The following is a 15,060-nucleotide window of genomic DNA, read 5'->3' on the forward strand; positions in this document are numbered from 1 at the left end:
ACTCTTAAATTGGATCAACTATATATTGATTATTGCTAATGTCTAAACGGTAGAATTGGAAATAAATGGTGACGGCTTACTAAATTGATATTCATGATTTGATAAGAGGCGTACGTATTATGCTCGGTTATTGTAGCAACTCCCCACTACGTTGTAAGAACGCCCGTTCTACCAAAATATTGAATCAGGTAGATTCTTGTTGCCCTGAGTGCCATTTATTTTTAGTACCTGCTCAAGACATCAGCCAGCAATTGCCCGCTGATGAGCAGTTTTTACGATTATCAGTAGTAGGCACCGCATTGGTGCTATTAATAGCAGTCTATCTTTATTATCTACATGGGACATAATAGCGGCTGCTGATGAACAGGCGATAAGCCAATGCCATGCTGGGTCATGTCAAATAGTTGATATTTTCGTATTGACCAAAGTGCATTGATGAAAGCGCATTGAATAAAGCGTGCGCTCTTGATGATAGAGCGCTTGAACACCTTGCAAGGCAGTTAATTGATTTTATTTATATAATACCGGTATTTCACCGAATAGGGATGGCATGCTACTCAAATCTATAAGGCGCTTGCGTCATTTTGTTTATGATACGTTGCAAAATGATGAACATGACACTTTGTTTAGCCGCTATATTGATTATTTTCTCATATTTTTGATCATGACCAATGTGGCAGCTGTGATTGCTGAGTCAGTTGACAGCTGGTATTACCCTTATCAAGATTATTTTACTTGGTTTGAAAACTTCTCTATTGTGATCTTTTCTATTGAATATTTGCTGCGGCTATGGAGTGTTGCTGAAGCCAAACCGGACAATACAACGTGGAGGCAGCGCTGGGATTGGGTGAGAAGTCCTTCCGCGCTCATTGATTTGGTAGCCATTGTTCCAGCCTTCTTAAACTTCTTTGTCAATATTGATCTGCGTTTCTTACGTATTTTGCGCTTGTTCCGTATTCTCAAACTGACCCGTTATTTTGCGTCCATGCGTATCCTTTTGGTGGTCATCAGTAAAGAACGCGGCTCGTTTCAAGCGGTTATTTTTATATTAATTATTATGATTGTGTCCGCCTCAAGTGGCATCTATTTGGTCGAAAACCATGCGCAGCCAGAAGAGTTTGAGTCAATACCTAAGGCGATGTGGTGGGCTGTGGTAACGCTCACGACCGTGGGTTATGGGGATGTCACACCAATCACTAATGCTGGCAAGATATTGGGTGCTATTATTACGATATTGGGTGTGGGTCTAGCGGCACTGCCTGCGGGTATTTTGGCAACGGGTCTTGCAAATGAGTTGGCGCAGCGCCGTGAAGAGCTTGAGCAACATTTTCGTGAGCAACTGATCGATAGCGACTTTGATTTGGTACAAAATCAGATGATGATTGATAAGATTCGCCGAGAGCTAGGATTAGATAAAGAGCAAGCGCAAAATATCGTACTACAAGTGCTACGTGAACAAGAACTTGAGCGGCGCGAAAAAGAAGTGGAGGTGCGTCAAAAGAATTTTTGCCCGCATTGCGGCGAGGTTTTATAGCTTAGTATCTATCAGGCAATCATAGAAATTTATGCTTAAGATTTCTAGAAACAAGTATATTTGTCAGAAAACATAAAAGGGTACTGTGTGGTTGAGACGCAGTACCCTTTTTAGATTTTATGATCGACTGACGCTATATTCCTTGAGGAATCGGTAGCGCCCGTGCCAATTCATGCGCAACTTCTTGCGCCGCTTTTGAGAGATCTTCTGCGCTCAGTGGTAAATTTTGTAGGGTTAAATGCCAGTCATCAACGGATCGGCGCAAATGAGCCACCCAAAGCGTTTTACAATCACGTGGGAGCTGCTTTAGGTTGACTTCAAAACAGCGGTTACCCTCATCATCACTCAAATGAATCTCACCTTTTTTGACCCTAGAGAGTGAGTGCCCGTGATAGGAGTTGGCAATCAAAGCGATATGAGTGATATGTAAGGGAATTTCTTCTAGCTCTAGTCTAATTTGTTCTTGATCAAGCGGAGCCAAATACATGGCTTGCTCTCCGCGATCCTTACCGTTTAGACTGTCTCCTTGGTGCTTGACGGATTCAGCTTTGTCACGTAATTGTTTGAACCAGACAATATCACTAATGATGCAATTGTCATCATATAAAACGCAAGCCAAGTCGATATCTACCGCGCTTTTGTCCTTTTTAAAACGCTTCAAAAACCCTTTTGGCTCGATCTTAGTAAATTCATAGTTGAGTGCAAAAAATAACGTTCCCGTATCCAAGCCCAGTCCTCTTAAACTGTCGGAAAGCAGCGGTGATGGGGCAGCGGTTGGCATAATATTCCTTTTTTAATTTTTAGTGGTTAACGATTAGTGTCATTCGAGTGTTATTCGTTGTTTGTCATTGCAGGTTGGTCCAATACCGCTTGATAAAGGAGTGCAGGCTTGGCGTCTAACAGTCCACTGCCAAAACCACGTAACCACCAAACCAGCTGTGAGGTCAAATTAACGGTCGCTTTTATTGTTAGGGTGTCGTCGTCGTTTGATGTGACGATTTGATCATCACTCAGCTTGCTTTCAGTCAGGCTTCTGCCTGCCTGTTGCGTAAATTGTAGCTCAACGGCTGTATTTTTACCACGCTCAGCCAGCTCACCGAATAACGGATGGCTAAAGCCCATGCTGCCTTCATCCAAATACGTATCGAGCTGAAAGTTATCTGGTGTCTGTGCTGCGCTCTCTAAAATCTCGACTCTATCAAATCGATGCAGCGCAAAAGTGCGGATGGTGGATTTTGGATCATCGGTACGAGTTGCCAGTAGATAAATAATCACGCCACGCTGGATAATGGCAATAGGATTTAGGGTGTATTCGCTGGCCTCTGATTTATTGCTGCGAGTGTAGCAAGCATTAATTTGCAGCTGATAAAACAATGCATGGTAAATGTTGTCTTTGCTATCTAAATCTATATCTGGGGCAATGAGCGGCTGGGTAGCAGGCTCGATACGTACACGGTCTATCCATGAATGCGTGACTTTACTGTTTTTGAGCTGTCGTCTTGCTAGATCAAACCACGGAAATAGTTCGTCTAAAATGACAGGCGGCAATAGCTGAGTGAGATTGGCCTCGACCATATTAAAAGCAACTGCCTGCGATAGATTCATATGCGGCAAGCTTTGCAGCGGTGCATCTTCCTTCCAGCGCCAACCTTGTGGATTGGCGTTGTTTTTTTCGATAGGAAAGCGTTTGGCCAATGCGTTCAAATCACGTTGCACGGTACGCAGGCTGATGTCAAAACCGGCCATCATGAGCTGTTCATAAATATGAGTCGTACCTACCCAGCGATTGCGCTGTAGCTGTGACAGTACTTGCCATTGACGAGCCGTTGTCGCTGCCCCGTAACGATTGTCTTGGGTCTCTTTTAACACATCATTTTCTGCCGCCTCTATTGCAATCGCTTGCTCATCAGAATCTGATTGAGCTTGAAGGTTATTGGCATTAGTAGAATGTACAGTCATCAAAAAATACCCTTTATAAAGTCACAGGTTATTGTTCTACAGATTTTGGCTGGTTGTTTATCATCTCAGAAAAGTATCAAAGCGTCTAGAGACGTTCGTATACATTTAGACATCGTTTAGGCGCCGTCTAAACACGTCCTAATTATCATTTTGGTGTGTTGTCATTGACACTTTAAGCTTCACTTTGCTCATGGTTGTCAGTGACGTCACTATCGTTATTTTCGCCTTTACGTTTTTCTTTTTCTATTTTGTCCTCTTTTTTTTGGCGCTTGGCTTTGCGTTTTTTCTTCTCTTTCTTTTTTGACTTTTTATCATCTACCTCATCGTCGCCGTCTTGGTTCTCATCCCATAACATCAGACGATTTAGGACTTTGCCAAATAGGCTGTCCTTGCGGTAGCGACCTTTTTTATTCATGGTATCGATGGGTAGGCCTGTCATTAAGGTCAATGCTTCACTCAAGGTATAAACGCCATAAATATGGAAGTCGCCGTCTTTTACCGCAGCAATGATATCGTCGCGTAGCATGAGTTGTTTGACATTGGCCATTGGAATGACCACGCCTTGAGCGCCCGTCAACTCTTGCTCACGGCACGCATCAAAAAAGCCGGCGATTTTGGCATTGATACCACCAACCGCTTGTACTTCGCCCAGCTGATTCATAGAACCAGTAATGGCAAAGGATTGATCAATAGGGACATTTGCTAAAGCGGATAGTAGCGCACAACCTTCGCTAACGGTGGCACTATCACCATCGATATGGGCGTAGCTTTGTTCAAACGCGAGCGAAGCGCTGAAGTTTAGTGCATGGTGTTGGCTAAATAACGCACGCAAATAACTGGTCATGATCAACATACCCTTGGCGTGCAAGCTACCACCCAAGTCTACATCACGCTCGATATCAAGGATTTCACCTGCGCCAATATTGGGCTGAATAACGGCAGTGAGGCGCGCTGGCATGCCAAACTCACTATCGGCATAGCTGACGACGGTCAGGGCGTTGACTTGCCCAACTGCACTGCCTTGGGTTTGAATCAGCTGCTGGCCGTTTTTGAGTTCGTCCCAGTATAGATCGCGCAAATATCCTGAGCGCTCATCCATGTCGTCAATTGCCTGAGTGACATGATCTGCTGTCACCATTGTCTCATCATTTAAACGAGCGTGACGGTTTGATTCATGCAACAGTTTAATCAACAAATCACTGTGTAGGCTTAAACGGTCCTGCTCTTCAGCTTGCAAGCTTAAATGCTCAAGCAACGTGGCTTGCGCGCTACTATCGAATGGATAGAGATTAGCATAATCGATGATGTCTGCCATTTTCGCTATCAGTGCCAATTCATGCTCACTGGTGCGCGTCACATCATCATGAAAGTCCGCGCGAACTTTAAACACTGCATCAAACTCAGGCTCAAGCTCAAGCAGCTCATAATATAAGTCTGCTTCACCTAATAAGATCACTTTGATATCAAGATCAATGGGCGCTGGTGATAAAGACAAGCTACCTGTTAGCGTTAGCATTTGCTCAAGGCTTGAGAGCTTAATTTTGCGTGACTGTAGCGCGCGCTTTAGACCTTGCCATGCATAAGGATGCTCAAGTAAATGGCTGGCTTCTAGCAGCAGATAGCCGCCATTGGCACGGTGTAGGGCACCTGCGCGAATCATACTGACATCAGTCGTTACTGTCCCTAATTGAGTGATTTGCTCAACATGACCCAATAAGTTTAGATGGGTTGGTAAGTCTTCAAAGACAACAGGCGCGCCACTGTCTGGTGCGTGACTGACAATGACATTGACCGCGTAACGGCTGGGTGTTGTGGTCAATACAGCCGTCACAAACTCTTCATCATCGCCGTTAACGATAAGCTCTACATGAGTAACCATATCGGCAAATATGGCTTTGAGATAGTCAACCACAAGCGAATGCGTGGCAAACTGCTCATAAACAGGCGCGAACAAAGGCTGTAGCGCCCGCCGTGCGATACTGCGATGCAGTGATTCTATCGCATCGTTGGCTTCGTCTTCTAACTGCTCCAACGCAATGGTTAGTTGACTGAGGCGCTTTTGCATATGGTTTTTTTGGACAAAGTTATTTAACTCAGCCTCGTACTCACTGTTACCATACTCAGAATTTTGAGCGTTGTTTTGCTCTTCATCATGGTTAGTCTTATCGTTGCTCAATATATTGGCTTTTTCATTATCATTTCTTGGTGATAAATTTTCACTGTTGCTAGATGATTCTGAAGCCTTTACAGGGTCGCTACTACTGTCTGTCGTCAACTGACTGGGATGGACGAAAACTGCCTTGTTATCAAACGAGCGAAACGTCAAGGCGAGGTCATACTGTTTGCCCTCAGCGTTTAGCGCGTCGTAAGCATGACTCTCTTTTTGATGCGTATTATTTTTAATCGCTTCGATTTTACTTTGGTATTGGTCGCTACGAAAGCGTTGGCTTAGTCGCTTTTTTGTCTGTTGCCACAAGTTATTGACCTGCTGTTGTAGCAAGGCGGCTTGCCCTGCAGGTAGACGCAGAGCCAGTGGCGTACGTGGATCGGTAAAATTGTGCACGTAAACCCAATCATCAGGCGTTGGTGCGTCGGCGGCAATACGGGCCAACAGGCGACTGATGACAGTACGCTTACCCAAGCCGTTCTCGCCAGCAGCAAACACATGATAGCCACTTGCTTTGATGTCTAGCGCAGTGTGCAGGGCTTTGAGCGCACGCTGTTGACCGAAGCCAACATCTAAGTCGGGCGCAGTACGTGTGTCTGTAGGCAGCTCATCAGGGTCGCTATAGCGTTTTAGTTGCTCAGCTGAAATACGGCAGCTTTTTTGAACCTCAGTAAAAATAGGATTTGGGGCGTTAGATATTACTGGTTTATCGTCTTGTGAGTCAGCGGTAGGTGGTACCATATTATTAGCGTCTTTTGATATTTGAGATATAGGGGTATAAGGTTGTTCGGTCATAGGTTTTTGAGAGATCGTTTTAAAGGTATTGAAAGAGTATGAGGGATAATATATTTATTCTGGTCATGCGCGCATTGAATTTTTTATAATTAATAATGACATCTTACAAGATATAGTCGCATTTTAGCGAAGTCATTAAGCGCAGTTTTGTATCATATTTACAGGAATCTTTGATCATGATAAACGAAAAATAAAGAAACTAGGCAAGGCGTTTTATGCTGTTAACGCAGAATAACGCGTCATGAACGGTGCAGATAGTATAAGATGTCCCACATTGGCGCAATCTGCAACTATTCAATGAGCAGACTGCATGATAAAATAGGCGGTTCACATGTCAAAACTGGATAACTCGTTGTATGTCAGCTTCCGCTAAAACCTCTTCGTCGTCTACTAGCACGGGTAATATCAATATTGATCCGACTGGCTTTGTGAAGCTTGGCTCACAATTGCCAAAGCTGGCCAGTATCTTAGCACAAGCCGTAAATGAGCTAAGTCTATCACTAAATGAGAAACAGCAGCGCACGTTATTATTATACTTAGACCAGCTTTTGTTGTGGAATAAAGCGTATAATCTGACCGCCATCACCGATCCAGAAGAAGCGCTGATCAAACATGTGATTGATTGCTTATCTATTATAACGCATTTGCCGACAGGGTCGCTGCTTGATATCGGTACAGGTGCAGGGTTGCCTGCAGTGATTATTGCGATTTGTCAGCCTGAGCGCTCGTGTACAGCCCTTGATAGTAATCAAAAAAAGATTCGCTTTATTAAGCAGATCAGCAGTGAGCTTGGCTTACGTAATATGCAACCGATCGCTTCGCGTATTGAAGCGCACGAAGCCAGCTATGATGTGGTGACTTCTAGAGCGTTTGCCAGTTTGATAGATTTTGTTGAAGTAGCGCAGCCGAGATTGGCAGATGACGGTTATTTGTGTGCTATGAAAGGCAAAGCGCCAAGCGATGAAGAGCTACAAGCGCTTGATAGTGATTGGCACATTAAGACGATTAAGCTGACAGTGCCGCGTCTGCATGATAGTCGTCATTTGATTGAAATGTCTGCTAAAAATGCCTAAATGGTAGATACTTCCCAGTCATGAAACAGCAGTCGTTTTTTGTGAAACGCAGTTTACGTTTGTACCTAAATGGCATAGTATTTAAAAGGCACTGAAAATATACAAACGAAAATTGGGTAATTTATAAAAGAATTTTTTTATAAATGGCTGCCTTTCATGAAGCGCTGATTTAGTAGCACTGCATAAGCATATAAGATTGAGCGGCAAATAAATTAAAAGAAAAAGTCAGTAACAGACCTTAATAAAATTGAGTGAGTGTATGGAAATCATAGCAATTGCGAATCAAAAAGGCGGCGTGGGCAAAACCACGACGGCGGTAAACTTGACCGCCAGTTTAGCTGCTAAGCGCAAGCACGTACTACTGATTGACTTAGACCCACAGGGCAATGCAACCAGCGGTACTGGTGTCGACAAAAACGATCTGACGCTTACCATAGCCGATGTTTTACTGGATGGTGTAGCGCTGTCTGAAGCCATTGTGACCAGTCCGGCAGGGTTTGATGTTATCGGTGCCAATCGTGATTTGGCTGGTATGGACATCACGTTGATGAGTAAAACGGACAGTCACGAGCTGTTCAAAACGGCGATGAAAAATCTGGTTGATGCGCAGACATCCTCGCAACAGCCGCCATACGATTACGTGATTATAGACTGTGCGCCAAGTTTGAACTTACTAACGATTAATGCGTTGGTCGCGACTGATAGTGTGATTATTCCGATGCAGTGTGAATATTATGCACTAGAAGGGCTAGCAGATTTGTCGCAGACGATTGAGCGTCTTACTGAATTAAACCCTAAGTTATACATTCGCGGTGTTGTGAGAACATTGTTTGATGCGCGTAACACGCTTGCCCGTGATGTGTCTGCTGAATTAGAAGCGCACTTTGGCGATATTATGTATAAGACTCATATCCCAAGAAACATTCGCCTAGCAGAAGCACCTGCCCATGGTCTGCCAGTGATTGCTTATGAGAGATGGTCAAAAGGCGCGCGCGCCTATCAAAAATTGGCCGCTGAAGTGATGAAGCAAAGTAGCTAGTTTTTCTATAAAAGCTTTCGAACAATAAAGCACTTAACATTGTATTTAGTAAGCCGCAGCAGTAATCAATTGGCTTTTATTTTAGCGTTAGAGGATAGGTAATCATGGCGAAGAAAAGAGGGTTGGCTGCCAATCGAGGCTTAGATGCCTTATTAGGGTCAATCAAGAAAGAAAAACAAATCACCGCCTCTGCCTTGCAAGATGATATGGCTGCACGCGATGTGGCCGTGCCAGCTGAAACGCTAGATACCAACATGCCTGTGAAAACTGCACCCGTCGATGCGGCTGCGCCCAAAGCCAGTAAAAAATCGGCGGCAAAATCCACTGATAATGACACTACTGTCAGTAATAGTACTCGTTCATCACGTGTGACAAGCAAGACGGCTATCAACAAAACGCGTGGTAATAGCACAGACGTAAACGCTTCAGAGGATCAAATCAGCCTCGTGCAGATCGATGTCACGCGTCTACAAGCAGGTAAGTATCAACCGCGCCGTGACATGAGTGAAACGGCACTGGCAGAATTGGCATCTTCTATTGAGCAGCATGGCGTGATGCAGCCCATCGTTATCCGCCCATTGCTCGCCAATGAAGATAAGAGTGAAGCATTTGTCACTCATGAAATTATCGCTGGCGAACGTCGCTGGCGCGCGGCAAAAATGGCGGGCAAGTCGGTTATTCCAGCGATTGAGCGTGCGTTATCTGATGAGCTTGCTATTGCACTGGCCTTAATTGAAAATATCCAGCGTGAAGATTTATCTGTGATCGAGCAGGCAGCCGCGTTGCAGCGCTTTCATACAGAGTTTGGTATGAGCCATGCGATGATTGCTGAAGTGGTAGGCAAGGCGCGTACAACGGTATCGAATTTACTACGTCTAAATCAATTGCATGATACGGTAAAAGATCATTTGGCAAATAGCGCACTAGACATGGGTCACGCTCGAACGCTTTTAGCATTGTCTTCTGAGCAGCAGCCAATCATTGCACAAAAAATCATCGATGGCGGTATGACGGTGCGAGAAGCTGAAAAGCTGGTCAAATCCATTTTGAACCCTGTACCCAAGGCCAACCGTGTCGAACAAGCACAGTCTCGTGACGAAGAGCGTCTCACGCAAAGATTGACAGATATGTTGGGTGCTGAGGTAAAACTTAAGCACAAAAAAGACGGGCAGGGTAGTGTTGAGATCTTTTTTCACAGTCAAGACCAGTTAGCTGCTTTGATTAAACACATAGAAGCACAGGCTTAAGACAATACGCAAGCTAGTAGGACTGATTTATTAGTAACGACTATTTACGTATAAATCCATCTACGTAACAACTGTTTTTAAAAATATGGAAGAGAGCAAATATGTGGGAGTTAGTAAAGGCAGGCGGCTGGCTAATGACACCTATTGTCGTCTGCTCTATATTGGCATTGGTTATCATTATTGAGCGTAGTCATACATTGCAATTTAGCAAGACTGTGCCTAGCAGACTGCGTGAGCAGCTCATCACTCGCCTACGCGAAAATGGCGATATCGGCCGTACACAATTGATGAATGTCAAAGAGAAGACAGCGCTTGGTGATATTTTGGCAACGGGGCTGCTCTATCGTCAGTACGGCCTAGAGTCTATGACCATGCATATGCAAAATCGTGCTAGCGTACAAGTCCACCAGCTAGAAAAAAATATCAATATGTTGGGTACAATTGGTGCCATTGCGCCATTGCTTGGATTATTAGGTACGGTATTAGGTATTATTTCTTCATTCTTAGCGATTACTGATGGTGCGATGCAAGATCCAACAATGCTTGCTGCTGGTGTGTCACAAGCGCTAATTACCACGGCTGCTGGTATGATCGTCGCCATCCCAGCGCTTGTCGCGTATCGATACTTTCAGCGGCGTATCATCGACATCAATGCACAGTTCGAGACTCAAGCAGGGCTGATGATTCAAGAGCTATACGACTACCAATTGCTCGACAATACTTACGTAGCGGCACCTGCTAATAGTATGACCACTATTGATGAGCGTGTTACTGATCGATTAGATGTAGATAAAAGCAATATGGCGACAATATAATTGTCATAGTTTTGATCCTGAGTTTGATGCTCAAAGTACGTTCGTAATAGCAGGTAAGTAGAAGAGATTCATATGCGCTTTAGAAAACCGACTGTTGAGCCGCTTGAAATTAATCTGACGCCAATGATTGATTGCTTATTATTTTTAATCGTCTTTTTACTACTGGCTACTTCTTTTAATCATTTTAGTCGTTTAAATATTATCCTTCCTGAAGCAGAAGGTGTGGCGCAGACAGAGCAAAAAAATAGTATAGAAGTAGCTGTACAAGAAGATGGCAGTTATTTGGTGAATGGTATTACGCTTGCTAGTAGTAACGAGGCTGAACTGACCAGCATGTTGCAGCAAGAAGCAGGAAGCAATCGCGATATGCTATTTGTCATCGCAGCGGATGCCAACGCTACCCATCAATCTGTCGTACGGGTGATGGATGTTGCTGGTAAACTCGGATTTTTGAACCTAAATATCAGCACCGTTGTCCCACTTGGTCAAACTTTGCCGCAATAATATTTGCCGCATCATTACTATAAACTGTGTATCAAGCACAGCCCATTCATGTCATGACACCTACATTGAGGCTTTTATGAGCCAAGCTTATACACCTGACTCTACAAAACCTTCTGCTAAAAAACCTTCAGCAGCCCCGTCTAATCCGCCAAAAAGTAAGACTTTACTGCGTCTACTAAGATATCTAAAGCCGTATTGGTGGGCTTTACTACTGACTGTTTTGGGCTTTGCTATCAACGCAGGAACTGAGATTTGGATTGCCAAGCTGTTGCAATACATTACTGATGCCATTAACCAAAGTGATCGAAGCAAACAGGCGTTATTTCCATTACTCATCATTGCGCTATTTTTCGTACGCGGTTTGGGCAGTTTTTTGGGTAACTATTACTCGGCTTTGGTCTCACGTAATTTGGTTTATGAGCTGCGGGTCGAGGTTTTTAATAAACTACTGCGATTGCCAAGTTCATTCTATTTGGCCAATCCTGCTGGTACGATCTCATCCAAGTTGATATTTGATGTTGAGCAAGTCACGGCAGCCAGTACAGACTCAATGAAGACCTTGCTGCGTGATGGTTTGACGGTTGTGGCATTGATAGGGTTTTTGCTTTATAGCAACTGGCGCTTGACTCTAATCCTATTTGTCGTATTGCCACCAATACTATGGCTCATTCGCATTGCCTCCAAGCGTTATCTTAAGCTCTCTAAAGGTATCCAAAAAACGATGGGTAGTGTCAGTCATATTACCAATGAGGTCATCAGTGGCTATCAGGTGGTAAAGAATTATGGCGGACAAGCATATGAAGCCGAGCGCTTTGATAAGACTTCAAAAAAGAACTTACGCCAAGGCATGAAGGTGGTCGTCACCAATAGTATCAATACTCCAGCAGTACAGCTGCTGATGGCGATAGCAATGTCGGTGGTGGTATGGCTTGCATTGAGACCGTCAGTTATTAGCGGTATTTCAGCAGGTGAGTTTATCTCTTATATTGCGGCAGCTGGTCTGCTCAGTAAGCCCGTCCGTTCATTGACTGATATCAATCAAAAATTGCAAAAAGGCATTGCTGCTGGTGAGTCGATTTTTGCATTACTTGATGAGCCAGAAGAGGAAGATACAGGCACTATCAGCAAGGCGTTATCTGGTCAGATGTCTTTGGATAATATCAGTTTGGTATATCCAGATTCGACAGTTGCTCTACGTGATTTTACGTTAAATATAAAAGCAGGCGAGACGGTTGCATTGGTAGGACGAAGCGGAGCAGGCAAGTCCTCCTTAGTGAATCTTTTAACGCGTACTCTGGAGACATCTTCTGGGCAAATTACTTTAGACAATATACCAATTGAAGACATCAAATTAGAAAGTCTGCGTGCGCAAATTGCCATGGTGAATCAGCAAGTCGTACTATTTAATACGACAGTATTTAATAACATTGCTTATGGGGGATTGGCTAATAAGAGCCAAGCTGAAGTCGAGGAGGCTGCAAAAGCGGCTTTCGCGCATGACTTTATCATGAAAATGCCAAACGGCTATCAAAGCGAGATTGGGGCCGAAGGGCTTCAGCTGTCTGGCGGACAGCGTCAACGACTATCTATTGCTCGCGCGTTGTTAAAAGATGCTCCGATTCTGATTTTGGATGAAGCCACCAGTGCGCTTGATAATGAGTCAGAGTATTATATTCAGCAAGCGCTCGATAACGTCATGAAAAACCGTACGACGCTAGTGATTGCGCACCGCTTAACGACTATTGAATCTGCGGATCGTATTGCTGTGATGGATGGTGGTCAGATAGTTGAGCTTGGTACCCATAATGAGCTGATGCAGCTGCAAGGTCATTATGCGCAAATGTATGCTCGAGACTTTGAGTAGAATAGATTTATTTGATAAAGCGTCAACGCCTAAGCAGCGAATCGATAGGATACATGGCAATTATTCATGAGTATTGAAACGATAATTACTAATGCATGGCAACGTAAGGCCGCTTGGTTATGGCTGTTGCTACCTATTAGCTGGCTTTATGGATTGATCACCTTGCTTCGTCGTCACGCTTATAAGGTTGGGCTGCTATCAAGTTATCGCGCACCTATACCCGTCATGGTCATTGGTAATATCAGTGTGGGTGGTAGCGGCAAAACACCGTTAATTATCGCCTTGGTCAATCACTTGCAAAAACGAGGCATAAAAGTCGGGGTTATCAGTCGAGGTTATGGTGGTGATACGAGCCAAATGCCAGCATTGGTCAATGCCACCAGTTTGCCTAACGTAGTAGGCGACGAGCCATGTTTGATTGTTCATATGACAAGCGTTGCCATGGCGGTATGCCCCAATCGTCAGCAAGCGATTACTGCCTTGTTGGATGCTGAACCTGATCTGCAATTAATTATCGCTGACGACGGTTTGCAACATTATGCGCTCAAGCGGGATATAGAGTGGATTGTGGTAGATGCCGTGCGAGGGTTTGGTAATGAGCAATTATTGCCAACCGGATTTTTGCGTGAGCCAATGTCACGACTAGAAGGTGCTCATGTGATTTATCATGAAAAACCAAATACAGACTCGGCTAAAAGTAGTGAGGCACAGAATTCTGAGCGTTTGACCATGCGTTTGCAAGCTGATGAATTGCAACATCTATGGAGTCCTCAATCACCTATTAAGCAAATAGATAATGTCGTTTCTGCCAGCAATAGTAGAGTACACGCAGTCAGTGGTATCGGCTATCCACAGCGTTTTTTTGATACGTTGGAGTCTCTTGGTTTTGACGTGATAGGGCATCCTTATCCTGATCACTATGACTTTAGCTTGGCTGAGCTTTTACAATACAGCGATTATCCTATCGTCGTTACCAGTAAAGATGCGGTAAAAATAAAAGCATTGTTGTCAGACTATACGGCGGAACAAGCATCAAGTGATGAGTATGCACAGCTCGTTAGCAGGTTGTGGGTTTTGCCTGTGACGGCCGTATTATCCGATAACTGTTATGATCATCTAAACCAGCAATTAAAAGCTTTGGGTATTGAGGCTGACTCTGATGTTGGTACAAAAACGCCATCATAGATAATAGTCAATACGTCAAACTGACACAATTTTTAGGAATAAACCATGTCGCTTGTCACCATACCTGCCAAAACCCATATTGTGATTCCTGCACGCTTTAAGAGCACACGGTTACCCGGTAAGCCATTATTGAGCATTCATGGCAAACCGATGATACTTTGGGTGGCTGAAAAGGCAAAAACAGCAACCTTCGCTGACGATATGTGTATTGCGACTGATGATGAGCAAATTGCAAAGGTCTGTATCGATGCCGGTTTTGATGTCGTGATGACAAGTAGCGAGCATGCTTCAGGCACTGACCGCTTGGCGGAAGTGGCTGCCATCAAAGGCTGGACTGATCATGATATTGTGGTCAATATGCAAGGTGATGAGCCTCTCGTACCGCCCTTACTGCTTGAACAGGTGCAGGCGCTTTTGGTGGCGGATGAGGCCAGCGTCATGGCGACACTCTGTGAGCCTATCGATGATTATGATACGTTCCAGCGACCTTCTGTGGTAAAAGTGGTCAGTCAATATACGAACAATCTACAGCGCGCGCTTTATTTTAGTCGAGCACCAATCCCTTGTGATCGTGATGTCGTATTGGCGGATGACACTCAAAGACAGCCACCAAAAAATGCGTATCGTCATTTGGGTTTATACGCCTATCGCGTTAGTCTATTACAGCAGTTTGTGCATTGGCCACAGACGCCACTTGAGCTACTCGAGAGTCTGGAGCAGCTACGGGTATTAGAAAACGGTAAGCTTATCGCCATTGCAGAAGCTGCTTGTCAGCTGCCGGCTGGTGTCGATACCCAAGAAGATCTAGACCGTTTAAATGCCATGAGCTTAGCTGATTTTAAAAACCCTGCTAAATAATGGTTTGAGCAAGCGCTCGC

The 15,060-nt window shown here is 44.3% G+C and carries 13 protein-coding genes; 10 read left to right on the forward strand and 3 right to left on the reverse strand.

Features of this window, described 5'->3' with window-relative positions; all coding sequences use genetic code 11:
- Positions 1 to 119 precede the first annotated feature (119 nt).
- Positions 120 to 347 (forward strand): hypothetical protein, encoded by a 228-nt coding sequence (locus tag AS194_RS13625; protein ID WP_143506625.1) that lies wholly within the window; start codon positions 120 to 122, stop codon positions 345 to 347.
- Between the two features lie 203 nt (positions 348 to 550).
- A complete protein-coding gene (locus AS194_RS07755) occupies positions 551 to 1,534 on the forward strand; it encodes an ion transporter (RefSeq protein ID WP_058024941.1) in 984 nt (327 codons plus the stop codon).
- A 133-nt stretch (positions 1,535 to 1,667) separates the two neighbouring features.
- Here the strand turns inward: AS194_RS07755 and AS194_RS07760 are convergent, their stop codons facing one another.
- From AS194_RS07760 to AS194_RS07770, 3 genes are all read right to left on the reverse strand, one after another.
- Positions 1,668 to 2,315 carry a TerD family protein gene (locus AS194_RS07760; protein WP_058024942.1) on the reverse strand — a complete coding sequence of 216 codons (648 nt, stop codon included), beginning with the start codon at positions 2,313 to 2,315 and terminating at the stop codon, positions 1,668 to 1,670.
- A 50-nt stretch (positions 2,316 to 2,365) separates the two neighbouring features.
- On the reverse strand, positions 2,366 to 3,493 hold the full coding sequence (locus tag AS194_RS07765) for a helix-turn-helix transcriptional regulator (protein ID WP_058024943.1): 1,128 nt from the start codon (positions 3,491 to 3,493) through the stop codon (positions 2,366 to 2,368).
- A gap of 172 nt (positions 3,494 to 3,665) precedes the next feature.
- A complete protein-coding gene (locus AS194_RS07770; RefSeq protein WP_227511609.1) occupies positions 3,666 to 6,401 on the reverse strand; it encodes an AAA family ATPase in 2,736 nt (911 codons plus the stop codon).
- A gap of 410 nt (positions 6,402 to 6,811) precedes the next feature.
- On the opposite strand from AS194_RS07770, the gene rsmG reads away from it, so the two are divergent.
- The 8 genes from rsmG (at position 6,812) to kdsB (ending at position 15,040) form a co-directional block, all read left to right on the forward strand.
- Entirely contained in the window at positions 6,812 to 7,528 is a 717-nt protein-coding gene (rsmG, locus tag AS194_RS07775; RefSeq protein ID WP_058024945.1) for a 16S rRNA (guanine(527)-N(7))-methyltransferase RsmG, read from the forward strand.
- 259 nt (positions 7,529 to 7,787) lie between these two features.
- Positions 7,788 to 8,567 (forward strand): ParA family protein, encoded by a 780-nt coding sequence (locus AS194_RS07780; RefSeq protein WP_058024946.1) that lies wholly within the window; start codon positions 7,788 to 7,790, stop codon positions 8,565 to 8,567.
- A gap of 104 nt (positions 8,568 to 8,671) precedes the next feature.
- Positions 8,672 to 9,814 carry a ParB/RepB/Spo0J family partition protein gene (locus AS194_RS07785; RefSeq protein ID WP_058024947.1) on the forward strand — a complete coding sequence of 381 codons (1,143 nt, stop codon included), beginning with the start codon at positions 8,672 to 8,674 and terminating at the stop codon, positions 9,812 to 9,814.
- A gap of 101 nt (positions 9,815 to 9,915) precedes the next feature.
- Positions 9,916 to 10,629, forward strand: a complete 714-nt coding sequence (locus AS194_RS07790; protein ID WP_058024948.1) for a MotA/TolQ/ExbB proton channel family protein — start codon at positions 9,916 to 9,918, stop codon at positions 10,627 to 10,629.
- 72 nt (positions 10,630 to 10,701) lie between these two features.
- On the forward strand, positions 10,702 to 11,133 hold the full coding sequence (locus AS194_RS07795) for an ExbD/TolR family protein (protein ID WP_058024949.1): 432 nt from the start codon (positions 10,702 to 10,704) through the stop codon (positions 11,131 to 11,133).
- Between the two features lie 76 nt (positions 11,134 to 11,209).
- A complete protein-coding gene (gene msbA / locus AS194_RS07800; protein WP_058024950.1) occupies positions 11,210 to 12,997 on the forward strand; it encodes a lipid A export permease/ATP-binding protein MsbA in 1,788 nt (595 codons plus the stop codon).
- A 66-nt stretch (positions 12,998 to 13,063) separates the two neighbouring features.
- Positions 13,064 to 14,182, forward strand: a complete 1,119-nt coding sequence (gene lpxK / locus AS194_RS07805) for a tetraacyldisaccharide 4'-kinase (RefSeq protein ID WP_058024951.1) — start codon at positions 13,064 to 13,066, stop codon at positions 14,180 to 14,182.
- 45 nt (positions 14,183 to 14,227) lie between these two features.
- A complete protein-coding gene (kdsB, locus tag AS194_RS07810; protein WP_058024952.1) occupies positions 14,228 to 15,040 on the forward strand; it encodes a 3-deoxy-manno-octulosonate cytidylyltransferase in 813 nt (270 codons plus the stop codon).
- Positions 15,041 to 15,060 lie beyond the last annotated feature (20 nt).

It is taken from the genome of Psychrobacter piscatorii (genome assembly GCF_001444505.1).
Lineage (GTDB): Bacteria > Pseudomonadota > Gammaproteobacteria > Pseudomonadales > Moraxellaceae > Psychrobacter > Psychrobacter piscatorii_B.